At 40.1% G+C, this 24,034-nt stretch carries 23 protein-coding genes and 1 pseudogene; all 24 read left to right on the top strand.

Translation table 11 applies throughout. The features are described 5' to 3' along the window. The first annotated feature begins 142 nt into the window (after nt 1-142). The 24 genes and pseudogenes from AAH944_RS09845 to AAH944_RS09730 all read left to right on the top strand — a co-directional run bounded on the left by AAH944_RS09845 (nt 143) and on the right by AAH944_RS09730 (nt 24,017). Nucleotides 143-1,798, top strand: a complete 1,656-nt coding sequence (locus AAH944_RS09845; protein ID WP_415534752.1) for a reductive dehalogenase — start codon at nt 143-145, stop codon at nt 1,796-1,798. Between the two features lie 15 nt (nt 1,799-1,813). Beyond that, on the top strand, nt 1,814-2,134 hold the full coding sequence (locus tag AAH944_RS09840; RefSeq protein WP_415534751.1) for a tetrachloroethene dehalogenase: 321 nt from the start codon (nt 1,814-1,816) through the stop codon (nt 2,132-2,134). 130 nt (nt 2,135-2,264) lie between these two features. Beyond that, the gene (locus AAH944_RS09835; protein ID WP_415534750.1) at nt 2,265-3,521 is read left to right on the top strand and encodes a 4Fe-4S binding protein; all 1,257 of its coding nucleotides are present in this window, start codon (nt 2,265-2,267) and stop codon (nt 3,519-3,521) included. Between the two features lie 141 nt (nt 3,522-3,662). Beyond that, nucleotides 3,663-4,635: pseudogene (locus AAH944_RS09830) on the top strand (FKBP-type peptidyl-prolyl cis-trans isomerase). Nucleotides 4,636-4,905: 270 nt separating this feature from the next. Continuing rightward, nucleotides 4,906-5,598, top strand: a complete 693-nt coding sequence (locus AAH944_RS09825) for a Crp/Fnr family transcriptional regulator (RefSeq protein WP_415534748.1) — start codon at nt 4,906-4,908, stop codon at nt 5,596-5,598. A gap of 440 nt (nt 5,599-6,038) precedes the next feature. Then, nucleotides 6,039-6,725 (top strand): Crp/Fnr family transcriptional regulator, encoded by a 687-nt coding sequence (locus tag AAH944_RS09820; protein ID WP_415534746.1) that lies wholly within the window; start codon nt 6,039-6,041, stop codon nt 6,723-6,725. A 584-nt stretch (nt 6,726-7,309) separates the two neighbouring features. Beyond that, nucleotides 7,310-7,621 (top strand): dehalogenase, encoded by a 312-nt coding sequence (locus AAH944_RS09815; protein WP_415534744.1) that lies wholly within the window; start codon nt 7,310-7,312, stop codon nt 7,619-7,621. Nucleotides 7,622-7,635: 14 nt separating this feature from the next. Next, on the top strand, nt 7,636-9,006 hold the full coding sequence (locus tag AAH944_RS09810) for a reductive dehalogenase (protein ID WP_415534742.1): 1,371 nt from the start codon (nt 7,636-7,638) through the stop codon (nt 9,004-9,006). A 357-nt stretch (nt 9,007-9,363) separates the two neighbouring features. Beyond that, a complete protein-coding gene (locus tag AAH944_RS09805) occupies nt 9,364-10,134 on the top strand; it encodes a creatininase family protein (protein WP_415534740.1) in 771 nt (256 codons plus the stop codon). 264 nt (nt 10,135-10,398) lie between these two features. Continuing rightward, the gene (locus AAH944_RS09800; RefSeq protein ID WP_415534738.1) at nt 10,399-10,710 is read left to right on the top strand and encodes a dehalogenase; all 312 of its coding nucleotides are present in this window, start codon (nt 10,399-10,401) and stop codon (nt 10,708-10,710) included. Nucleotides 10,711-10,724: 14 nt separating this feature from the next. After that, on the top strand, nt 10,725-12,098 hold the full coding sequence (locus tag AAH944_RS09795) for a reductive dehalogenase (protein ID WP_415534736.1): 1,374 nt from the start codon (nt 10,725-10,727) through the stop codon (nt 12,096-12,098). Nucleotides 12,099-12,817: 719 nt separating this feature from the next. Then, nucleotides 12,818-13,504 (top strand): Crp/Fnr family transcriptional regulator, encoded by a 687-nt coding sequence (locus tag AAH944_RS09790; RefSeq protein WP_415534734.1) that lies wholly within the window; start codon nt 12,818-12,820, stop codon nt 13,502-13,504. 217 nt (nt 13,505-13,721) lie between these two features. Beyond that, complete coding sequence (locus AAH944_RS09785; protein WP_415534732.1) at nt 13,722-14,033, top strand: dehalogenase; 312 nt, start codon at nt 13,722-13,724, stop codon at nt 14,031-14,033. Between the two features lie 13 nt (nt 14,034-14,046). Then, complete coding sequence (locus AAH944_RS09780) at nt 14,047-15,420, top strand: reductive dehalogenase (protein WP_415534730.1); 1,374 nt, start codon at nt 14,047-14,049, stop codon at nt 15,418-15,420. A 247-nt stretch (nt 15,421-15,667) separates the two neighbouring features. Beyond that, nucleotides 15,668-16,354, top strand: a complete 687-nt coding sequence (locus tag AAH944_RS09775) for a Crp/Fnr family transcriptional regulator (RefSeq protein ID WP_415534728.1) — start codon at nt 15,668-15,670, stop codon at nt 16,352-16,354. 114 nt (nt 16,355-16,468) lie between these two features. Next, a complete protein-coding gene (locus AAH944_RS09770; RefSeq protein WP_415534726.1) occupies nt 16,469-17,839 on the top strand; it encodes a reductive dehalogenase in 1,371 nt (456 codons plus the stop codon). 12 nt (nt 17,840-17,851) lie between these two features. Beyond that, on the top strand, nt 17,852-18,166 hold the full coding sequence (locus AAH944_RS09765) for a dehalogenase (RefSeq protein ID WP_415534724.1): 315 nt from the start codon (nt 17,852-17,854) through the stop codon (nt 18,164-18,166). Between the two features lie 14 nt (nt 18,167-18,180). Further along, on the top strand, nt 18,181-19,389 hold the full coding sequence (locus AAH944_RS09760; protein ID WP_415534722.1) for a 4Fe-4S binding protein: 1,209 nt from the start codon (nt 18,181-18,183) through the stop codon (nt 19,387-19,389). 228 nt (nt 19,390-19,617) lie between these two features. Next, nucleotides 19,618-19,809: a hypothetical protein gene (locus AAH944_RS09755; protein ID WP_415534720.1), complete on the top strand. Its 192-nt coding sequence runs from the start codon at nt 19,618-19,620 to the stop codon at nt 19,807-19,809. 144 nt (nt 19,810-19,953) lie between these two features. Continuing rightward, on the top strand, nt 19,954-20,589 hold the full coding sequence (locus AAH944_RS09750) for a B12-binding domain-containing protein (RefSeq protein WP_415534718.1): 636 nt from the start codon (nt 19,954-19,956) through the stop codon (nt 20,587-20,589). A gap of 92 nt (nt 20,590-20,681) precedes the next feature. Next, the gene (locus AAH944_RS09745) at nt 20,682-21,848 is read left to right on the top strand and encodes a uroporphyrinogen decarboxylase family protein (protein ID WP_415534716.1); all 1,167 of its coding nucleotides are present in this window, start codon (nt 20,682-20,684) and stop codon (nt 21,846-21,848) included. A gap of 66 nt (nt 21,849-21,914) precedes the next feature. Next, nucleotides 21,915-22,037 carry a hypothetical protein gene (locus AAH944_RS09740; RefSeq protein WP_415534714.1) on the top strand — a complete coding sequence of 41 codons (123 nt, stop codon included), beginning with the start codon at nt 21,915-21,917 and terminating at the stop codon, nt 22,035-22,037. A 328-nt stretch (nt 22,038-22,365) separates the two neighbouring features. After that, nucleotides 22,366-22,677 (top strand): hypothetical protein, encoded by a 312-nt coding sequence (locus AAH944_RS09735; RefSeq protein ID WP_015043211.1) that lies wholly within the window; start codon nt 22,366-22,368, stop codon nt 22,675-22,677. A 14-nt stretch (nt 22,678-22,691) separates the two neighbouring features. After that, nucleotides 22,692-24,017, top strand: coding sequence for a reductive dehalogenase (locus AAH944_RS09730; RefSeq protein ID WP_415534712.1), 1,326 nt, complete (start codon nt 22,692-22,694; stop codon nt 24,015-24,017). Nucleotides 24,018-24,034: the final 17 nt, after the last annotated feature.

The raw sequence follows: 24,034 nt of genomic DNA, 5'->3' as shown, positions 1-24,034 counted from the left end.
TTTTTTATTTGTATTAATCTTGCACCAATAAAAATTTAGCCAAAATTAATTTAACAACTGTGCTGCTGAGCATAGTGGCAATAATTTGAGAAAAGTATAATAAAAGCGAAATATTGATTCCATTTAAGGGAGGAGAAACTTTATGGAGGACAATGTAAGCAGGAGGTCCTTTTTCAAGGCATCGCTCATGGGTGCCGTAGCAGTTGCGGTAGCATCGGCTGCGGCGGCAAAGGAGACTTTTAATCCATTAGTGGCCGAAGCGGCGGACATGGTAGCTCCGATCAAGGAAACCTCGGAATTTCCTTACACCGTGGGTCCAAAGTATCAGCGTTTTCCGCAAAACAAGATTTACTATATCCGAGTATTCGATCCCGAAGAAAACAAGACGCCGATAAAATTTGTGCATGATGATGTATCTGAAATCACAGGGAAAAAAGATACCGGGAAAGACCTTCCGCGGATTAACGCTGAGAGGATTGGGATTAAAGGGCGTAATGCAACCGTTAGCGAAACGGGAGTAATTTTTTTCTCTCAACATGATGGTACTGTTCTGCCGCTGCGCCAGAAAGAATTAGGCTGGCGCACATTGGACGTCGCCTTGTGTACAGCGGCTTGGTCAGTGGAATATAATTACAACGGATTTACGGCGCCTGGTAGTGGTCCGGCAGGCGTGATTGCACATTATCCCATTAATCCCGAAACGAATGAAATGGTGAAAGAACCTGTGGTTATTCAAGGAATGTTTAATTGGGATAATTCCAAAGCTGAAGAAAGGCGGAGTCAGGGAAGGCAATGGAAATTCAATTCTGCGGACGAAGCCAGTCTGATTATGAAAAAGGCAGCCCGCTTTCTGGGAGCGGATTTAGCTGGCATTGCACCCTATGACGATCGCTGGACCTATGCCAACTGGAGCAGGCCAAAGTCACGCCCGTTCAAAATGCCTAATGGCAGAACTGTTTATGCTCCTTTTGATATCGAAAAGTTTCTTAAGAATCAGGAAGTGGAAGTTTTCGGATTAAGTGTTTTTGAAGCAGACTGGGAAAAGTATGCCGGCTTCCAACCAAAATCCGTCATTGCCATGGCTTTCGAAATGGATTACGAAGCATACCGCACGGCGCCGTCGGTTCTTCACAGCGCCGCACCGGGCAAAGCTTACTCGAACATGGGAGAAGTAGCGTATAAGCTTGCAACATTTTTAAGAGAGATAGGGTACAATGCGATTCCGTCGGGAAATGACACTGGACTGAGCGTTCCTATTGCAGTTCAAGCCGGTCTCGGGGAAGCAGGGAGAAACGGACAGTTAGTTACTCAAAAATTCGGCCCCCGGGTACGTATCGCTAAAGTTTATACGGATTTAGAGCTTACTCCTGACAAGCCAAGAAGTTTCGGCGTACGTGAGTTCTGTCGCTTGTGCCTGAAATGCGCGGATGCTTGCCCGGCGCAAGCCATCTCTCACGAGAAAGAAGCAAGGATTTTACAGCCCGAGGATTGCGGCCCTTCGGAGAATCCCTACACATCAAAGTGGGAAGTTGACGCTCAACGTTGCAACTCTTTTTGGGCTTATAACGGTGGAGACTGTGGGAACTGTATCTCAGTCTGTTCATGGAATAAAATAGGACAATGGAATCATAACGTGGCCAGAATTGCCACCCAAATTCCTTTGGTTCAAGATGCGGCCCGTAAGTTTGACGAGTGGTTTGGCTATAATGGCCCGGTAGATCCTGAAGACCGGATAGAGTCCGGCTATGTTGCGAACATGGTGAAAGATTTCTGGAAGGACACCGAACCAACAAAATAAAGGGGGGAAACCAATATGACGACAATTTCCGGTGTAATCGTATGGGCCATTTTAGGCATGTTGTTATTGCTTATTCAATACGGTATTTGGCTTTATTTAAAGAGGAAAGGAAGAAACACGATCGGTCTGCAAATCGGTGGTTTTATCGCGAACTTCTTATTAATATTTTCTTTGGCTTGGGCATATTCCAGTTTTTTGGAGCGTGAATATCAAGCGATAGCGATGGGTTTTCTCTTCTTTGGCGGTGCAGCGCTGGTTCCGGCTGTTATCACATATAGATTATCGAATCGTACGCCCAAGAAGAGCAAAGAAAATTCTGAAACCATCTCAGTCTAGATAAATTGAAGGAATAAGATGCTTTTCAATACGCTAGCCACTTGTCCATTTAGCTTTGGCATTAGTGGCTTGCGTACTTTATTACGTCTATTAAGTATTTATTCCCAAAAACAGCGAAGGATGAAAAAAGATGGCTAGTAAAAAGAGAGACCTGGAGTCCTGCTATTTGATCGTACTATTCATAACTGCGATAGCGGCGATCTTTTACGGTATCTTTTGGACGAGTAAAACCATTGATTACGAGGCGGTTATTCAGCAGAACGTTCCTGGTGTCACATCTATTGAGAAAATCATAGGAACCCAACGTGCTTATCAAGTTGATGCTGCAGGAGAGAAGTATTATGCCGTTTGTGACTCCGCAGTAGGATATCAATCCCGCATCGAAGCCATGACCATCGTCAACCAAGAAGGCTTCGTGGAAGAAGTCATGATTACTCAGCAGGGTGAGACTCCCATCTTTTTTGAGAGACTCTATACCGGAAAATTGTTTGATCAATTTAAGAACCTCTCCGTCAAAGAACCTATTTATTTAGGAGGGGCCTCAGGATATTCCGGTTATCTGGACCAAAGACAAACCAATAATTACATTGACCGGGTAACCGGTTCTACCGTATCGTCTCATGCTGTAGCCGAGGCAGTTAACAAAGGGACTGCCTATGTAGCATCGCAATTCTTTCATACGCGCTGGAGCAATCCTTATGACACTTATCAATTTAACCGGCAGGATTTCGCGATGATAATGATCTATATCATCGCGCTCGCTGCAGCTTTGATCAAGAAACTCGTGCGGCTCCGGGTTTGGATACTTTTAGCAGCATTTGGTGTTATGGGATTTTTCGTAAAAGAATTCGTGGCAGCTAGTAATTTATTCTCCTTAATAACGCTGCAAATACCCGGTTTGACCAATGTGGGATGGTACGTCCTTATTGTTGGATCTTTGGGCTTCATTGTTCTTTTAGGCAAGAACATTTACTGTGCATGGATTTGCCCTTTCGGAGCAGCCCAGGAGGTCATTAATAAAGCAGCAGGTTTTAAATCCCTGGGGATTTCCCCGCAAGTCACCAAGAAATTGAAGCTGGCTGCGCCGACCATCCTATGGGTGGCCATCATGCTTGGAACCTTCCTAGGAGACTATGGGACATTGGATTACCAGCCGTTTAGTGCATTCTTCCTGTTTAAAGCCGTATGGGTCATGTGGTTAATGCTGCCGGTATTTATTTTCATCAGTCTGTTTATCAGCCGGTTTTATTGTCAATTCTTCTGTCCAGTCGGCTTTATACTCAACTTACTCAATCGTTGGCGGAATAACGGGGTGAAAGTATGGAAACAAATGTGGAACCGAATATGGAACCAAAGATGGAACCAATGGAAAAGCGACAAAGCCTGAAAATAAAAGATCTGTTATTTATAGCTTTAATACTGATACTTGGAGCAGCTCACGTGATTGTAATGCTTCAATCAATTGGCATTATCCGGGCCGATCGCTGAATATTTTCAGAAGGGGAGGATGTCCTAAGTGACAGTCAACATGGAGGTTAGAGACGAGATAAAACAATTTGAACTTGGACAGTACAAAGGATTAAATGTCAATCGTTTTGATGTATCCGTCAAAGAAGAAGAAATTAATGAAGCCATCAATTATGTTTGGAAATCAATGGACGAAATCCAGGTCGAGAAAAGTAATGAACCAGTCGAAACCGGAGATTACGTCATCGTAAACTTTGAGGGAACAGAAAATGGTATGACAGTCCCCAAATTTAGGGAGAGAGGCTTTAAGTTCAGATTAGGTGACGAGAACGTCTTACAGGATTTCTCCGCCAACCTGCTTGGCAAGAAGATGGGTGAAACAGTGATATTTGAAACCACGATACAACCTGTCTTACTGGAATACCAAGCCTTATGGGGGCAGCGTATCACCTTTTCCGTTGAGATTGTAAAAGTATATCGTATGAAAGAGCCGGAATTGACGGACGATATGATCCGGAAAATTGACCCAAGAGTAAAAACCTTGCAGGAATTAAAAGAATTATTGGCAACGGAGATCAACCAAGAGAAAAAGGCAATAGCACGCGCAGCCAACATCGAAAAAGTGTTTCAAGCTCTGGCCGATGGAAGCAAGTATGAATTCGATGAAGAGACCTTAAAACAAGCAGCAGAGAATTTATACCGGAAATTTGCCAAGGAGCTTAAAGACGTCCACGACATGGAACTCATTCATTACTTAATGCAAAGGAAGATAACGGCCCGATGAGTTGCTGGCTGAGTGTAAAGAAGAGGCTGCCAAAATAATACTTGGCGAGAAAATCTTGGATGCAGTGATTCAAGCAGAAGGGATTCAGCTTACCGGCGAAGAAATGAAGCAGGCAAAGGAACAGTTGAAGAACAGCCGGCAAGATGATCAGGAAGCCGGTCTGTCCGGAGAGCTAAAGAGGTTGGAAACCCAGCTTTTGAGAAGAACTGCTATGGATTTCTTGCTGGAGGAGAATTTGGCAAGAGGATAGTGTCAATGAGGTGTTCTTCCATCTTACTATGTATAGAATTAGGAGAAGCAGCTTAAAGCTGCTTCTTGCCTTTTTGATCGTATTCAACATTTTCTACATTTGTATGCTGGGTAACATACAGAATTCTTATTCTATGTTAATATTGATTCAAAAGATAAGATCTTTGTCCAATTGTATAGCAGTTTATAGTTTAATCATTTATAAAGGAGTATAATAATTTAAATTTATTGTCTAAATTTAATGATGTCATATTTGCGGGAGAATGAAAGTATGGAAAAAATAGCAAATAATTATGGGGCCTTACCGAATCATTTTTATCCGATGAAAAAGCTGCAAAATTATATTCACATGGGTGTTGTCCGTGAATATCGTAAAGGGGATTCCATTGTTTTGCCCGGAGAGTTAATAGATAGAATCGTCTATGTGCTTTCCGGAAAACTAAGTATAAGTTTTCTTAATGAAGATGGACGAAAAAAAATAATGTTCTATGCGGGCCCTTATACCTTTTCCGACAGATTATTCCCAGTTGATCCCTGTTTTGTTCATGTTGTTTCCGTAGAGGACAGCACAGTATGTTTTTTCTCCAAAGAACAACTTTCAGAAATTTTCCAGATGGATAAAGAAATGATTTTTGAATTCATTACATCCTATTCGTCGAAATGTAGTTATTTTATGCGGGAAACCCATGAGATGGCCCTTTATAGCCCATCAGTCCGGGTCTTGCGCTTACTTTATGATCTTTGTCTTACTCAAGGGAAGTTGGTTGATGGTGTCTATCAAATTGACGTTAAATTATCTCAAAAGTCTATCTCAGAAATGACAGGTATTCACTATGTGACTGTCTGCAAACTATTCGGATATCTAAGAAAAGAAAATATTTTATATAAAACGACAAATAAGATCACAGTCTTTGACTTGCAAGGACTTAAAAACTTAATGAATGATTGGATGAAAATGAAATAATGTCGTGATAGTTGAACGCAATAGAACTCACATGCATTCCGTTTCAGAACTTTAATTTGTTATTAAGAGAACGCAGTATGATTTTAAATAGCTGCTTTCTCTTTTTTACATAGGAATTATTTCTTAGAAAGATTATTAACTTATGGAACAGGTAATAGAGAAATTAGTATTGAAGTACTCCGTATCTAGGTGAGGTGATTTATACCGAACTTCAAGATAGACCTGAGCAATTTCTCTCTTGAATTCTGGATCAAAATTCTTTCTATTACTCATTACTTGACACCTCTTTGGCTTTATTATGCTAGCTGGTATCCACAAAATACCTATATAAAAGAATTAAGTAGTCTCCGCTAAACTTCAAAGCTTTATCTTAATATAAAATTAATATAATAAATTAAATATTTGGCATAAATTATTTGGAAAAATGTGGGGGATAAAAAATGGAGAGAATTGCTAAAAGCTATATTCTGCCGGACACATTTTCTCGTGTCCCTAAACTTTTAAATTATATCCATTTAGGATCTCTACGTAATTATTGTAAGGGGGAAACGATATCACAGCCTGGTGAAGTAATCGGTAAAGTAATATTTGTACTATCAGGGAGATTCAATATTTCTAGGATAACGGATGACGGCAGGGAAATATTTGTCTGTTCAGGAGGACAGCATAGCGTTATAAACAGATTGTTTGAATTTGAAGGAGACAATGTTCAAGTTGTCGCGATTGAGGCTAGCAAGGTATGTTTTTTCTCTGAAAACCAAATGCTTACGATATTCAAACATGACGAAAAAACTATTTTTGATTTCCTTTACAATGAATCTATTAAATTAAATTATTTTATTAAGCTTAGCTGTGAACTAAAGCTATATACCCCTTCTGTAAGGGTTTTACGATTGTTTTATGGACTTTATAATTTGAACGGACAATCAAAGAATCTTTATTGGGAAATACAAATTGCATTGCCAAACAAAGTTATTGCTGAGATAACTGGGCTTCATCATGTTACAGTTAGTAAAATACTTGGAAGTTTAAAAAAAGAAAAAATTTTAAGCAAGAAAAAAAATGCAATTATAATATATAATTTAGAAAAATTAAAAGATCTGGTTGATAAAGGAATATCTTACTAATTTGTTTATTTTGACTGCTTTCTCAGTAATATGATGAAAGCAGTTTTTTTATCTTAAGGTGGCTTTGCAAGTACTCCTATTGAAGTATCTGCAAAAATCGCTTATTTTTTCAAGGATAATCTGCTATAAAAATGTTTCTGTAGACAGGTTGATATAGGATTAGAGAAAAAAGCAAAAACATTTTTTGCAAAGTAGTCGTGGCAAATTCACCGAAAAGCAGGGTTATGTACAATATCAGTGTAGTAACTCGGAGACACGGATAACTGAATCTGGTACTAAGAAAAAACGGTTTTTAGTAATTACAAAACCCAAAAGAACTAAAAAACTGAAGAATGTAGCAAGTTTTAATATAGGTTCTTTTGAGATGGAGATGAGGCCTATGTCATAACGAATAAAACCTTGTCAGCATATCTGCGTATTAAAGCGGATTGGCAGCCTTTTTTATGTTACAGCCCCCTAAGCCGAGATCCCCATAAGTTGATTTTTTAGCTAACGAAGTATATCCACTGGGAACCAGTTAGTACGACTGGGTTAGGGGTTTCCGAGAATCTACTATCAAAATCAAAAGAGAGGTGAAAGAAGTCATGAGTATTTTATTAATTTTTTTGTTTGGGATTTTATTTTTAGCCGGAATTTTGTTTATTAAACCACGTGTCAAAAAGGATGTCATGTGGAAGACCGTGCTTGTCTGGGCTTTATATGGTGTTGGTATCGCAGTCCTATGGATGGGAGTCTCTTTTGTTTACATCAATGCCAATGTCGGCCACGCCAAGGCAACCAGTACAGCCATCTTCTTATTTGGAGGAATTGCGGTAGTAGTTGCCGTCATCCTAGCCCGTATGTTAGGATTCATCGGCAACAAAAAAGTGACTGACAACAAGTCTGTACAGGCATGAAAGGGGTAAAAGAGATGGTCGACTTTACTGAAAATAAAAAAGATCTTGAAAAAAAATTCCAGGTGAGCCGTCGAGGTTTCCTGAAAACGGGTGCGGCTGCAGCTGCCATTGGTGTATTTGGCGCGATAAAAGCTCCTTCAAAAATTGCTGAAGCTGCAGTTTCAAGCAACTACAACTATATCCCGGGGAATAAAGGTCAATGGTCCAAACTGAGGCCCGAACCCAATTACGGCGGTGCTAGTGTCAAGTATGTAGAAAATAATGACCAGTGGCTTGGGACATCTAAAATTGTTGGTACTGTAAAAAAAACCAGTGAAATAGATATGGGATTTTCGCAGGCTGTTCGAGGGCTTTTAGGACAAAAGCCAAAAGACGGTTTTTTGAAAGCTGGAAGACACCCGCTAGCTACAGCCTTTGGTTTAGCTGTAGGAAGGATTTCCGATGACAGTGTAGTTAGTGGTGTACCCAGTCAAAACAAACTTCCTATACCTGATCCTGAGCAGATGAGCATGCATATTAAAGACTTAGCTTATTATCTGAGAGCTGATGAAGTAGGAATCGGGAAAATGCCTGAATTCGCTTATTATTCTCATCAAATGGACCCCTCACTTATGGGCATTGTCGCTCGTCGCGGAGAAAAAAACATAGAAATAAAAGAAAAACCGTTTAACGAAAAGATGCCTTATGTGATTGTTGTGGCGGTTGAACAGCATTTGGAAACTTATTTGGCCACAAACGGATATGAGGGAATCGCTGTTAGTCAATCTTATCGGTGTTATCACGCAACTGCCAACATTGCCATAATAATGGCTAAATACATCAGAGAGATGGGCTATCATGCCAGAGCACACCATTTTGGCAACTATGGAGCAGTTATGACGGCTTGTATAATTGCTGCAGGAATGGGGGAACTGACCCGAACAGGAGACTGTGCAGCCCATCCTCGCATGGGATTCCGCAACAAAGTAGCGGCTATTACTACAGATTTGCCTTTGGTACCGGATAAACCGATTGACTTCGGAATGCTGGATTTTTGCAAAATATGCAATAAGTGTGCGGAGAATTGCCCAGCCGGAGCGATTACACATGACCGTGACCCGGTCGAGCATAACGGCTATTTACGTTGGAACAGCGATTTCAAAAAATGTACAGTGTTTAGAACATCTCAAGAAGACGGATTCAGCTGCGGGCGCTGTATTAAAGTATGCCCATGGAGTTCCAAGGAAGATTCGTGGTTCCATGAGGCCGGCGTTTGGATCGGCAGCCACGGAGAGTCTTCTGCACGCTTTTTAAAAGGCATCGACGATATGTTTGGCTATGGCACTGAAATTGTCGAAAAATATAAATGGTGGCTGGAATGGCCGGATTTGTATAAAATTTATTAAACCAAATAAGTTTAAGAGATGGTTTCAGCGGTGCCTGCAGAAGGCATCGCTGAAAATTTTATTCTAAAGATGGGCGGTATATTTATCTTAAAAAATTATATATTTGAGTATTGATAAAGAAATGACAATTACATTACTATAGCATGAAGAAACGCCAGGAATCTAGCGTTTCTTCATGCTATATTTGCCTTAAAATCAAATATATGTTGGCATTATCTTGCGTTATTGGGAGCTTCCACGGTGTAATTTATGTGAATAATGACACAGAAAATTTTAATATTATTATTTATATTGTTAACGAATGGCGTATGAGATAAAAAAAGATATGCCAAATAAAAATAAAGGGCGATCTGTAGAATGAAACTTAACTATCTATTTAATATGACAACAAAGCAAGTTAGGAATTTAGAAGGAAAAACAAACATTGCCCTATTTCCAATGGGTCCATGCGAAGTTCATGGGACACATCTGCCAATGATGGTCGATGTAACGAGTGCTAACGAAATGACTGAACGAGCTGCCCAGAAATTGAAAGACAAAGGTATTGAAACATTAATAGCTCCTACACTTCATTATACGTTAGCTGATATTGCGAACTCATTTGATGGCAATATCACTCTGAAATTTGAAACTGTTGCGAATATTGTAGAAGACGTTTGTTTAGGTTTAGCGAAATGGGGCTTTAATAAAATAGTCATTATATGCGCCCATGGCGAACCCAAAAATAACGAAGCGATCAAAGAAGGAATCAAAAGAGCTTCACTGAAAAAAGATGGATTAAAGGTTAAGGTATCCGCGTGGTTTCATCATGGACTGCCTAGAATGAGTTCAGTATGCAAGGGGGAACATCCGGAATGGGATTTTCATGCCGGAGAATGGGAAACAGGTTTAATCTTGCTTAGACATCCCGAATTAGTGGATCAGGAAGAATTAATTAAGCTAAAAGCTAATTATGAGGCAGAACATCTCTTTGAGAGAATTTCTGCCGGCAAAAACGACTGGAAAGATGTAGGCGCCCCTTTGGCATATTTAGGCGATCCACAAATCGCTACGAAAGAAACCGGTGACAAGGTATATGATATTTTCTCCGACATTGTAGTTGAAGAGGTACTTGAACTAATCAAATAAAACTCTCTATATAATCATGCAGTTACATGTTGTTTATCCTTGGGAACCAAACTAAGCAAAGGGGCTATTGCACAACGAGAGAAATTAGTCGTAGGCAATAGCTTCTTTTTTGTACCAGAAAATAAATCCTGCTACATATAACCAGAAACCGGCTATGTAATGTATGTGCATAGTAACACAGAACATTTCAAAATTATGTTTTATATTATTAGCGGATGGCGCATGGGACGAAAACAGTTCTTTTATAAGGGAGGTGAAAAAGCTATGGGTACTGTATTAATTTTTTTGGCTGGGATATTGTTTTTAGCTGGAATTTTGTTTATTAAACCACGTGCAAAAAAGGATGTCGTGTGGAAGACCGTGCTTGTTTGGGCTTTATACGTTATTGGGAGCATTGTCTTATGGATGGGAATCTCCTTTGTTTACATTAACGCCGCTGTTGGTCACGCCAAGGCAACAAGTACAGCCATCTTCTTATTTGGAGGAATAGCAGTTGTAATTGCCGTGATTCTAGCGCGCCTGCTAGGATTCATCGGTACAAAAAAAGTAAAAGACAGTGAATCAGTATCAGCATGAAAGGAGGAAGAAAGATGGCAGATTCTTTAAAAAGTAAGAATGCTCCAGAAGAAAAATTTCAGGTAAGCCGCCGAGGTTTCTTGAAAACTGGAGCGGCTGCAGCAGCAATGGGCGTTTTTGGCGCGATCAAAGCGCCCTCAAAAATAGCTGAAGCTGCGGTAAGCAACTACGAATACATTACCCCTAAAAAAGGACAATGGTCTAAGTTGAAACCCGAACCTAATTATGGAGGCGCTTCTGTCAGTTATGCAGAGCACAATGACCAATGGCTTGGCACGTCTAAAATTGTCGGGACAGTAAAGAAGTTTAAAGAAAAAGAAATGGGATTTGCTTTAGTTGCCCAAGGTCTTTTAGGACCTAAGGCACAGGCGGGGTTCTATACGATCGGTATTAGACACCCGCTGAGTGATGCGCTTGGCTGGGCTATTTCACCCATATTCGGGGAAAATATCGTTGATGGTCAGCCCAAAAAAGAAAAACTTCCGATACCTGATCCCGAGCAAATGTCCATGCATATTAAAGATGTTGCTTATTATCTGAGAGCTGATGAAGTTGGGATCGGGAAAATGCCTGAATACGGTTATTACTCTGATAAAATGAATCCACCGATGATGGGAATTATCGGGGGCATGGTTCCAAGGGGAACTCCTCTTCAAGATGTACCCTTTACGGAAAAGATGCCTTATGTCATCGTTGTTGCGGTTGAGCAGCATTTAGAGACTTACTTGGCCTCAACCGGATATGACGGAATTTCAGATTCCCAATCTTTCCGGTGTTATCATGCGACCGCCAACATTTCTATCATTATGGCTAAATACATCAGAGAGCTTGGATACCACGCCAGAGCACATCATTTTGGCAACTATGGAGCCGTAATGGCACCCTGTTTAATCGCTGCAGGAATGGGGGAACTTACCCGGACTGGAGACTGTGTTGCCCACCCGCGCATGGGATTCCGTAATAAAGTGGCAGCCATCACCACGGACTTGCCTTTGGTTCCGGATAAACCGATTGATTTTGGAATGGCTGATTTCTGCCGTGTGTGCAATAAGTGCTCCGATAATTGTCCTTCCCAAGCTATTACGCGTGACAGGGACATGGTTGAATATAACGGCTATTTGCGTTGGAACAGCGATTTCAAAAAATGTGCACAATTTAGAGCAAGTAATGATCAAGGAGTTAGCTGTGGCGTTTGTATTAAGGTATGTCCATGGAGCTCCAAGGAAAGTTCATGGTTTCATGAGGCCGGAATTTGGATTGGAAGCAAAGGAGAAACTGCCTCAAGCCTCTTAAAAGGTATCGATGATATGTTTGGTTATGGCACAGAGATTGTCGATAAGTATAAATGGTGGTTGGAATGGCCGGAACTTTATAAGTTCGAATATTAATCCAACGAGTATAGGTTAAGAATTTCCAGCGTCGCCTTTGTAAGGGTCGCTGGAAATTTTTTGCGTCTTCAACTTTTTCACAGGCTGTTGCAGACTTGCACAAAATACACCGCTCATACGTTATCGCAGCGGATAAACGGGGGGACGCTGTACCATCTCCACTCAGGCCAGGATATTCCTATTGGCACAATCACGGTGGAAAGACATCGTAGAGGCCGTGTCGGAGGAGATGATTAAAAATTGCCGTTTTTGAGATTTGACTACACTAGTGTAATCAATTTCAAAACAACCGGATTTTGCAATAGAGGGTGTAATGAATCAAGTTCAAAAGATAAATTCTGGATAGATGCATCTTTTTTAGCCAGAAATCTATTTATATTAAGAACGCAAAGAGCCTTGGTGTATCCATCAATTGTTTAAACCAGGGCTTATTGGCATTTTAAATACAATTTAAGGTTGAGCTCTGATTGAATCACTATGCTATTGCGGCATTCCTTCCGTTCCTCTCCGGAAGTTCAGGGAGAATCAGCGTTTGGGATATAGATTAGGGGTATGCAACGTATAAAATTTGTGAAACTTAATAGAATATTTAAATAAAAAAGCAAAAAAATAGCCGAAACTAAACCTTTTGCTTGACTGCTAACTTAAAATATAAATTAACTGGAACTAATTTATAATTTTGCGTTCAAAAATAATTTAATACCTTGGAGGATGAAGTTATGGGAGAAGTTCTTAGAGGTTGTGTTCTACCAGATACTTTTTATCCGGTCGAAAATTTACGTGCTTACCTTGATTTTGGCTCACAGCGCAGTTATCGAAAGGGAGAAGCAGTATTATTGCCCGATGAAGTCTTAGGTAAAATGATATTCGTTCTATCAGGAAGATTAAAAGTTTCAACCATAACCCCAGATGGCAGGGAAAAATTTATTTATTCTGCCGGGCAGTATTGCCTTATGGATAGATTATTTAGTTTTGAAGAAGATCATATCCTAATCATGGCGGTTGAGGACAGCAAGGTATGCTTTTTTACAAAAGAGCAGTTACTAATGGCTTTTAAACAGGATGAAGAGCTAATTATTGATGTCCTAAGAAATTTTGCCTCAAAAGTCTATTATTTCTTAAATCAAACCAATGAATTAAATTTATATAGTCCATCAGTAAGAATTTTACGATTGATTTACGAACTATATAAAAGTAAGGGAAAATACAAAAATAACACTTGGGAAATAAATGCCTATTTGCCTAATAAAAGTATATCTGAGATAACCGGGCTTCACTATGTGACGGTTAGTAAAATATTCGGATATTTGAAGAGACAAAAAATATTTAAGAAAACAAAAACTAAAATTATTATCTATGATGTGGAAAGGCTAAAAAGTTTAATTGATGAGGGAATAACGTACTGATATAGTATATAAAAACTGCTTGCTCAGTGGACTGAGTTAAAGCAGTTTTTTTGCTTTTAACGGATTAAATTGAAATCAGAAGATATTAATTGTTTTTTAAATTTAAAAAATGAAGAGTTCATGTGCTATTAAAACTAAATTTTAAAATAGTAGTTGAAACTAAAAAAATAAGAATTGGAGTTGTATACAATTTTAGGTAGAAAGGAGGTGAAATATAATGAGTATTTTTCTAATTTTCTTGGCTGGAATTCTATTTTTAGCTGGAATTTTATTTATCAATCCACTTATCAAGGGGGTTATGTGGAAAAAAGTATTAATTTGGGCGCTATACGTAGTTGGGAACGCTGTACTTTGGATGGGAGTATCCTTTATCTACATTAATGCCAGCGTTGGTCACTCCAAGGCAACAAGTACAGCCATCTTCTTATTTGGCGGAATAGCGATAGTTATCGCTATCATCTTAGCTCGTTTATTAGGATTTATCGGTTTAAAGAAACTGAATAAGACAGATGAATCAGTTCAAGCTTGAGAGGTGAAATAGTATGATTGGTTCTGGTATACAGAATAGTGAACCAGAAAAAAAAATTCAAGTTACTCGTCGAGGTTTTTTGAAGACAGGAGCAGCAGCGGCTGCCATGGGTGTTCTTGGGGCAATCCAAGCTCCCTCTAAGGTAGCTGAAGCAGCCGTAAGCAACTATGGGTATATTCCCGGGAAAAAAGGTCTATGGTCCAAGCTGAGGCCTGAACCTAATTACGGAGGTGCTTCAGTCAGTTATGTCGGGCATAATGATCAATGGCTTGGGACCAGTAAAATTGTTGGAACCGTCAAAAATACCAGTGAAAAAAATATGGGATTCTCGATGGCGGCACAGGGACTTTTAGGTCCCAAGGCCCAAGCAGGGTTATTTACACTCGGGCCAAGATATCCGATTAATGCGGGTATTGGACCGGCAATGGCCCAAATTTCAGGAGAAGAAATTGTAGACGGTCCTCCGAGTCCGGAAAAACTTCCAATTCCTGATCCTGAGCAGATGTCCGTGCATATTAAAGATTTGGCTTATTACCTTAGGGCGGATGAGGTAGGAATCGGCAAGATGCCGGAGTTAGCTTATTATTCGCATAAAATGAATCCTCCGCTTATCGCGATAGTTGCAGGTGCGGTTCCCAAAGGGGTGCCAATTTCAGAAACGCCTTTTACCGAACGGATGCCTTATGTAATTACGGTTGCGGTAGAACAACACCTGGAAACCTATATGGCTTCAACCGGGTATGATGGCATTGCCAACACGCAATCCTTCCGGTGTTATCACGCAACAGCCAATATTGCAGTGATTATTGCCGGATATATCAGGGCGCTGGGTTATCACGCCAGGGCACATCACTTCGGTAATTATGGGGCAGTTATGGCACCTTGCCTGATTGCTGCAGGGATGGGAGAACTAACCCGTACCGGAGACTGTGTAGCTCACCCCAGGATGGGTTTCCGGAACAAGGTCGCTGCTATTACGACGGATTTGCCGCTTGTTCCTGACAAACCCATCGACTTTGGTATGCTGGACTTCTGCCGAGTGTGCAGGAAATGTGCGGAAAACTGTCCCGCCCAAGCAATTTCTTTTGACACTGATCCTGTCGAATATAACGGATACTTACGGTGGAACAGTGATTTCAAGAAATGTGCACAGTTTAGAACAGGTAACGACGAAGGAAACTGTTGTGGCCGTTGTATTAAAGTATGTCCATGGAATTCCAAAGAAAGTTCGTGGTTCCATGAGGCCGGAATTTGGGTCGGGAGCAGAGGAAAGACTTCAGCAAGTCTTTTAAAGGCTGTCGACGATATGTTTGGCTACGGAACTGAAACTGTTGAAAAATACAAATGGTGGTTAGAATGGCCGGAAATGTATAAATTTAATTATTAATCTGAATGTACGAAAAAGTTTCAGCGACGTTTTAAGAGGCATCGCTGAAACTTTTTGTTCAAAACAAAATGGAATTCAACGAATTTCCATTTTGTAACATAAGCTACAAGGACATCTTAGTAACTTATGTTACAATGTAGAATGATTTCTATCTATTAAAAATTTAATCTTAGCTTATGACAATAATATCATTTGACGGCACTGAGTTATAAAACAGAATTCAGCAGTGTTTAGAAAGGAAGTAAAAATGAAAGACAAATACTTTCCTATCTTATCGAATGATAAAATAAATATAAAAGAGTATTTCGAAGAAATGGGCGATTTGCGTATTTTTAAAAAAGGCGACATACTCTCACATCCCGAAGCACCCATTGATGGTATTAATTATATCGTTAGAGGAAATGTCGATGCTTATCTCATGTCTTCCGATGGACGAAAAAAGTCTGTAGGAATAGAGATGCCAGGGTGCATTCTAGGGGATGTCGGAGCCTTTGACGGAGAATTTCAACCGGTTTATTATAAGGCTCTTACACAGATTGAAACCCGTTTTATAAGTAAATCTGACCTTAAAACGGTGTTAGACAATTATCCGTGTATCAAAGACTATGTTTTAAGCTCCCTCTGCAGCAAAGTCAGGATGTTGGCTGGACAATTAGGTCAATCTTGTTTTAGTGATGCTGAAACCAAGGTTAGCAAATTACTGCTCCAGTTCGCTTACTATTTTGGCGGAAATAACAACCATAATGGACTTCGGTTAATTTGCTTTCCTATCAGTCAACAATCTATTAGTGATTTAGCAGGTATCAATAGGGTAACGGTCGCAAAAATCCTAGCAAATTTTAAAGAAGACGGTTTAATTGAAAGAGTAGAAGGAATGTACTCAATAAATATAGATGAAATGGAAAAGTTAGTGGCGTTATTGGAATTATCTTAAAGCTCTTGAATTTATTAACATCTTGTAGTTTACACTATAAGGTGTTTTTTTTCCCCTGTGTTAATCTAATATCGTAAAGATAATTCAAATTTAATTTGAAAGGAGAACTAGGTTATGGCGCTGGAAAATGAAAATTATGAAAAAGAGCAAAACAATGAGACGTCAAAAATCGGTTCCAAAGGGGTAAGCAGGCGCGGGTTCTTGAAAAAATCGATGGGAGTGGGGATTGTCGCAGCGGGTGCTGCTTTGCTGGGCTCTGAAATGCCAGGGGATTCCGGAAAAGCTTATGGGGTTACAGAACACGATACTTTTCCGGTAGAAATGAACAGCGAGTATAAACGCTATGATCAAAGAAACAATTTATTCTTTCGTGCTTACGGTGGAGAAAAAAAATTAATGCCTGATTTAGACGCTTATCTGGGGAAGAAAATGGGGGTTATACCCACTACGGGCGGAGAAGGCTTCGGACAACTCGAATGTGCGTTAAGAGGAGCGGGCTGGTCTGTAGAAGATGATATTAACGATTATCATGCTCCCGGTTTCGCGGGTCTCGGAATGTATAATTGGGACGGTCCTGTCAGCCCGAACAAGTACAAGTTTTCCAGTCCTGACGAGGCCAGCATGATTATGAAAAGAGCATCTTTATTTTTAGGCGCTGATAAAGTCGGAATTGCACCGTATGATGAGCGGTGGATTTATTCTTACAGTATTATCGCACCGACTGAGAGCGGGAGTGAGAATCATATAGAGTCGGTCCATACTAAGTTGAATTACCAGGAGACAAAATTCTCGTTTACTCCTACAAATGTCGTTGTTTTTGCACTTGAAATGGATTTTGACGCGATTAGCGCAGCTCCGGGAGTACTCGAAAATGCTGCAGTGGGCGATGGATATTCTAAAATGGGTAATATGACGCATAAAGTAGCTACTTTCATAAGATTGTGCGGCTATAATGCGATCCCTTGCGGCAATGATACCGGCTTAAGCGTTCCTATGGCCATTCATGCCGGACTGGGAGAATTAAGCAGGATGGGGCTTCTTATTACTCCGGATTATGGGCCGAGAGTGCGCTTATGTAAAGTAATCACCGATATGCCTATGACGCCGGATAAACCGATAACTTTTGGCGTCCAAGAATTTTGCACAACCTGTATGAAGTGTGCGGACACTTGTCCGAAACAAGCGATATCCAGACAGAAAGAACCAAGTTTTGACAAGGCTACAATCTCGACCAGCGCGGGCGTGAAAAGATGGGCTATGGATTGCGAGAAATGTATAAGCAGTTGGGGTCAGTTTGGCAGCAGCTGTGCAGCATGCATTGCATCGTGTCCCTTTAACAAACGTAAAGAGTGGCAGCATGATTTGTTAAGGGCAGGAGCAAATACGCCTGCGAGATCACTGCTTAGGTATTTCGACGATCTGTATGGGTATGGGAAAATTGATATCGCACAAAAAACGAAGGAATTTTGGAGTAAAAAAAGTTAGGAGAGAGGTACTATGATAATATTTTGGATCTTACTTGGGGCATTAATAGCATCTTCGGTTTGGTTTTTATATTTTAAATTCGATGCAGCCGGTAAAATGTCTACAGCCAGGTGGGTTGGGGCTGCGATTTCTGTTTTATGGGGAAGCTTTACGATCGCGTGGATTGTAAGCAGCCTTGCTGAAGGGGAAGCCCAAGCTGCAGGTATGGGGTTGTTAATGTTCGGTGCGATACTATTTGGCTTAATTTTTCTGACCATTAGAATTGATGGAATAAAATTCAAGGGTTTTAAATCTAACTCGGATAAGACCAATCCAGTAAAAAGCTAAGTAAGGAAAAACCAATGACAGACATTAAAGGAAAAAACAAAATTGAAAGAATATTTCTTTTTCTTGCACTAATGGCTTTATTGTTCACCTTAGGTACAAATTGGTTTGTGGCGGATAGCGATTTACTTAAGTTGGAGGGAAAAGTTCTTCCTGAAGCGCAATCTTTTGAAAAGATTGCGCTTTCGCCCTTGATTTATGAAGGAAAGACAAAAGATCAAAACGGAGTAGAAGAAAAGGTTGGCTATGTAGTAATCGATCAGGCAATGGGGTACGGGGGACCAATAAAAATGGTAATCGGAATCAACCTTCAGGGAAAGATCGAGGGAACTGTAATTGCCAATCATAAAGACACTCCTTCTTTTATTTATGGAATTATCAGCAAGAAATATCTGGAGATATTTATCGGGAAGAGCATCACTGAACCTTTAAGCATCAACCAGGATATTGACCGAATAACAGGCGCCACTTATTCTTCAGGTGGAATAGCTAAAGCCATTTCTCTCGGGTGTCACGCCGTTGCGAGAACGCAATTCGGATTAAATGTTACCGAGGAGGCTGAGCCTTTCAGATTCGGTTTGAAAGAGATTTTTGTTGTTTCCTTAGTCATTTTGATGCTGATCGGAGTTTGCTTCAAGTATTCAAAGCTCAGATGGGTTACCCTGTCAGTCAGTTTAGTAATTATTGGATTTCAGTATAATACACCGATTTCGCTGGCTAATGTGTGTTCATTACTGATGGGAAACTTCCCTTCAGTAAAAGCGAATTTAGTCTGGTATATACTGATCATCGGAATTCCGATAATTACATTTATAATAGGTAAAAATGTCTACTGTTTCTGGCTTTGTCCTTTTGGCGCACTTCAGGAAATAACAGCAAAGATCGGCGGAGGCAAATTCAAGTGCCCTAACAAATCAATAGAAGCAAAAGCCACTCAAATTAAATATGGATTGGCTTATCTTGCGTTATTAGGGGCGTTCATCTTGAAGTCTCCAAGTTTCGCCGGTTATGAACCTTTCGCCACTTTATTCGGGAGGCAGGGGGTTGGCTTACAATGGTTTATGCTACCTGTAGTATTGTTTTCATCTCTATTTATCAGCAGATTTTGGTGTAGATTTTTTTGCCCGGTCATGGTGATGAATGAGGTTATCTTACTCATTAGAAGAAGTATTAGAAAGATACATCGGGAAAAAGGTGATTTTAAAGGGACATTAGTTGAAAGATGAAACAAAAGTATTGAAATGATGAGGCAAATATGAAAAACAAATCCACCGCTAAAGACTTAATATTTATTACCCTGATTGGTTTGGTCAGCATCTTGATCCTTTTGAATATGTATCAAATATATAGCTCTATTTAAAAAGAGTATATATCCATGGTCAATTTCGATTAAGCGTACCTAGTAAAATGACTATGTATTTTTTTTGTTTTTAAGGGAAGAAAATGAGTAATATATGAAAATATTCGCTTTTTTGTTTGATCAGGAGATTTTGGTTTGCAAGCGTTATAAAAAAATGGCCGGAAATGTACCGGAAAAAAATATAGCGGCGCCTTTGGAGGGCACCGCTATATTTTTTGCGTCTTTAACTTTTTCTTGGGTTGTTGCAGCTGCACAACAAAAAAATAAATATTTAAAATATGCGTAGTATTTACTAATGGAAATATATATAAATGTATATACAATATAACTTGAAAGAAAATAATGTTATCTCAATTTTTCGGCAATAATTTTTTCAAATTAATAGGTTAACATTATATTAATAATTTTTAAATATTGGAGGTAAAATAAGATGGATTTGTCACTATTAACACAGAAAATTGGAGAACTTGATGAAGAAAAAGTATTTGAAATGCTGAATGACTTTGTTAACACAAATCCAAGTCCAGATGAAACAAAAAAGGTGGTAGCTGCTTGTCAGAGCGGGATGTCAGTAGTTGGAGATTTTTTTGAAAAGGGGGAATACTTTGTCGGTGATTTGATCTTTGCCGGGGAGTTGTTAACCAGTGCAATTGATATTTTAAAGCCGATTATGGACACCCAAAATGCTGGAACTGTCGGTTCAATGGTGCTTGGAACTGTTGCGGGTGACTTGCATGACATTGGAAAAAACATTTTTAAGAGCATGGCTGAAGCAGCAGGTTTTAAAGTATACGACCTAGGTATCGATCAATCTGCAGGTGAATTTGTAAAAACAGTAAAAGAGGTAAATCCTACAATTGTTGGTTTAAGCGGTGTTTTGACTTTGGCATTGGAATCAATGAAAAATACTGTTGAGGCTTTAAAAGAAGCGGGATTACGCAACAAGGTTAAAGTTATTATCGGTGGAAACCCTGTAACGAAGGAAGCTTGTGAAACAATTGGTGCTGATGCATTTACCACGAATGCAGCAGAGGGTGTAAAAATATGCCAGAAGTGGGTGGGTTAATCGTAAGGGTTATGCGATAACCGCCAAATCAGTATCAGAGGAAAACCCGCAACGAAGAAAACTTGTGAATAAATAGCACAGGAGGATCTAGTATGAGCGATAAAATGAAATTATATGATGAGCGTGTCAAAAGGCTCAAAGATGCAGTTGAATTAAGAGAGCCTGACCGGGTTCCCATTTACGGTCTATTAGACAATTGGGCTCTTCCTTATTATGGGACAACCTTAGAAGAGGCATTAAAAGACGTTGAACTTGAATATAAAGCTTATTCTAAGGCTTTAACTGATTTTCCCTTCGATGCCGCGCTTACCTCACGCATATCATTTCCCCTTAATTTTGTGTATTCCTTAGGCGGCGGAATTTTTAACAATGCGACGGAAACCATTCAAATCGCCACGGGACACTCAGAACTGATGGCTGTCGAAGAGTATGATGAGCTGATTGCTGATCCGATGAAATTTTTCCGCGATAAAATTCTTCCTATAAAACATAAGATTTTCCAAGAGGGAACCGTGGAAGAAAAGTTCGCTAAATATGCTAATTCGCTTTCCATCTTCTTTAAGTTTGGCCAAACAACAAAGATGTTGGCGGAGAGGTTTAAAACTGAACATGGACTTCCGATAACCAACGCTGGTGTAAATCATTTTATGCCCGGTGATGTCATCATGGACTATTTAAGGGATTTCAAAGGGATCATGAGAGATATCAAAAAATGTCCTGATAAAGTGGCTGAAGCCTGTATGGCTATCTGCGACCTTCAGATAAAAGACACATTTGGAAAAATGCGTACTGTTTCTGATGACAAGTATGTTCATTTGTATCTGCATTTGCCACAATTTATTAGGGCTAAAGAATTCGAGAAGGTTTACTGGCCGTGCTTCAAAAAATATGTTGATACGGTAGCAGCAAGAGGCATTAAACTTCTTATTCTATTTGAAAAGAACTGGGAGCATTTGTACGAGTATATACAGGAGCTTCCAAAGGGATCGGTTCTTGGATTATTTGAAGAAGACGATCTCAGAAAAGCGAAGAAAGCCTTAGGAAAAACGATGTGTATTGGCGGTGGTTTAAAAACAAACGATCTGTACTACGGATCAAAGGAAAAATGCATCGAAGTTGCCAAGGGCTTAATTGATGATTTAGCTCCGGGCGGTGGATTTGTCTTTGCACCGGATAAAGTTTTAGCAACTAAAAATGATGCCAAGGCAGAAAATTTAAAGGCTGTTACCGAATTTATTGTGGAATATAGCTCTAAGTAATAGAAACTTCCATCTGTTATCTGAAAATATATATGTAACCCTAAAGAATAGGAGGGTGTTCTTAAGATGAGTGACATGGAAATGATCTTTAAAATGGCAAGGGAAAGAATTTTATCACAGTTTCTTAATTCAGATCAGGAAAAAGATGGGGTTGAATTGGCTTTAACGCTGCTCATGCTCTATTCATAGGTCTGACGTTACCAAGAAGTAAAAATGTTATATCCCTGGGGGCTGTATCACTACTTAGCCCCAATGAAGGACGTCAATAAAAATGGCGTCTTTTCTTTTGGGGGTGTGCAACTAGTGGGGAAAGTGGCTTGCCGAATTCGGATCCGGATCCGAATTTTAGTTTTTCCCAAGCGGTCATCCCCCTGGGGATTCCGAAATTTTAATCAAAAAACGCTTAAGAAATACTAAGCGTTTTTTTTGGAATAAATGCTATATTTAATTGGAAATTGTGGTTTCCGGAATCAGCGCAATTGCGGGAGCCGCTAATAAAAAATAAAGGAGGAGAAATATGGGTACATTTTTGGTGTTTCTAGCGGGTGTTCTTTTTTTAGCCGGCCTACTATTTATTAAACCTAGAGCAAATACGGACAAAAAATGGAAAACTATTCTTAATTGGGTTTTATACGTTGCATGGTATGCAATTACTTGGATGGGGATTTCTTTCATTTATATTAATGCGAGCGTAGGGCATGTCAAAGCAACGAGTACAGCAATCTTTTTGTTTTTAGGTATTTCAGTTGTACTAGCAGTAGTCTTAGCAAGACTCTTAGGATTTTTCGGTAAACAACAGAAAAAAGCAAATACAAGCTTAGAAGCTTAAAGAGGTGAAAAAGGATGTCTATTGAAAAACAAGAAGGGAAACAGAAACAGGAGCAGGAGCTAAGGATAAACCGACGTAATTTCCTAAAGGCAGGAGCAGCCTCAGCTATTTCCATGGGTGTTCTTGGTATGGCAAATGCTTTGCCGGTGCAAGCCGCTGAGACGGTGACAAGCTCCGCAGGACAGTCGAAGCTTCATCCGACGAATTACGGCTTAGCCTCAGTTAAAATGGCTGATTTTAACGACCAATGGCTGGGCACAACCAAGATCGTTGGCCCTATAAAAAAATTCCATGAGGCAAATCAGGGATTCAACTTGGTTTTCCGCCATAAGGTTTCCGAGGCGGCTTTTAAGGCGAACATGTTTTACCATGCTGCTGCAAAATATCCTTTGGGAGATGCTTTAGCTAAGTTTACTTTAAGCTTAGCTCCGATGGTTTCTGGAAAACCCGCCCCTGAAAAATTGGCTATTCCCGACCCTGAACAGATGTCCCAGCATATCAAAGACTGCGCCTATTTCTTAAGAGCTGACGAGGTTGGCATCGGCAAAATGCCTTCATTTGCATACTATGAGTTCAAGGCGCCTCCTCTTGCAGATATGATGAAAGATGACTTGTCCAAATCAGTTCCTGTCACAGAGAGCCTGCCTTATGTCATCGTTGTCATGACGGATCAGCACCTGGAGACCTTGATGGCATCTACCGGCTATGACGGCATCAGCGGTTCCCAATCATTCCGTTCTTACCATGCAACCGCCGTTATTTCGGTAATCTTGGCAAACTATATCCGTAATCTTGGTTACAATGCCAGGGCGCATCATTTTTCCAATTATGCCTTGATCCTGGCTCCATGTTTGGTATCCGCAGGACTGGGAGAGATGACAAGGACAGGTGACTGTATAGCTCACCCGACACTTGGATTCCGCAACAAAGCTGCCGCTGTGACCACAGACTTGCCGCTAGCTCCAGATAGGCCAATTGATTTCGGCGCTCAGGATTTCTGCAGGGTGTGCAAAAAATGTGCCGATAATTGTCCTTCGGGAGCGATTACCCAAGACGAGGATTATATTGAAAAGAATGGTATTTTGCGTTGGCAGAGTGACATTAAGAAATGCGTTGAATTCCGTGTAACCAATAAAGAAGGATCCATGTGCGGACGCTGCATGAAGGTATGTCCATGGAATTCCAAAGAAGACTCCTGGTTCCATCAGGCCGGCACATTTATCGGTAGTCAAGGGGAAACTGCTTCAAGTTTGCTCAAATCGATTGACGATATGTTTGGCTATGGTACTGAACAGGTTGAGAAGTTCAAATGGTGGTTAGAGTGGCCTGAACGTTACTAAATCATTAGGTGTTTAAA

It is taken from the genome of Dehalobacter sp. CP, from assembly GCF_047652685.1.
Classification (GTDB): domain Bacteria; phylum Bacillota; class Desulfitobacteriia; order Desulfitobacteriales; family Syntrophobotulaceae; genus Dehalobacter.
Note: the sequence above shows the minus strand (reverse complement) of the source record. Positions and strands in the feature narration are given on the sequence as shown.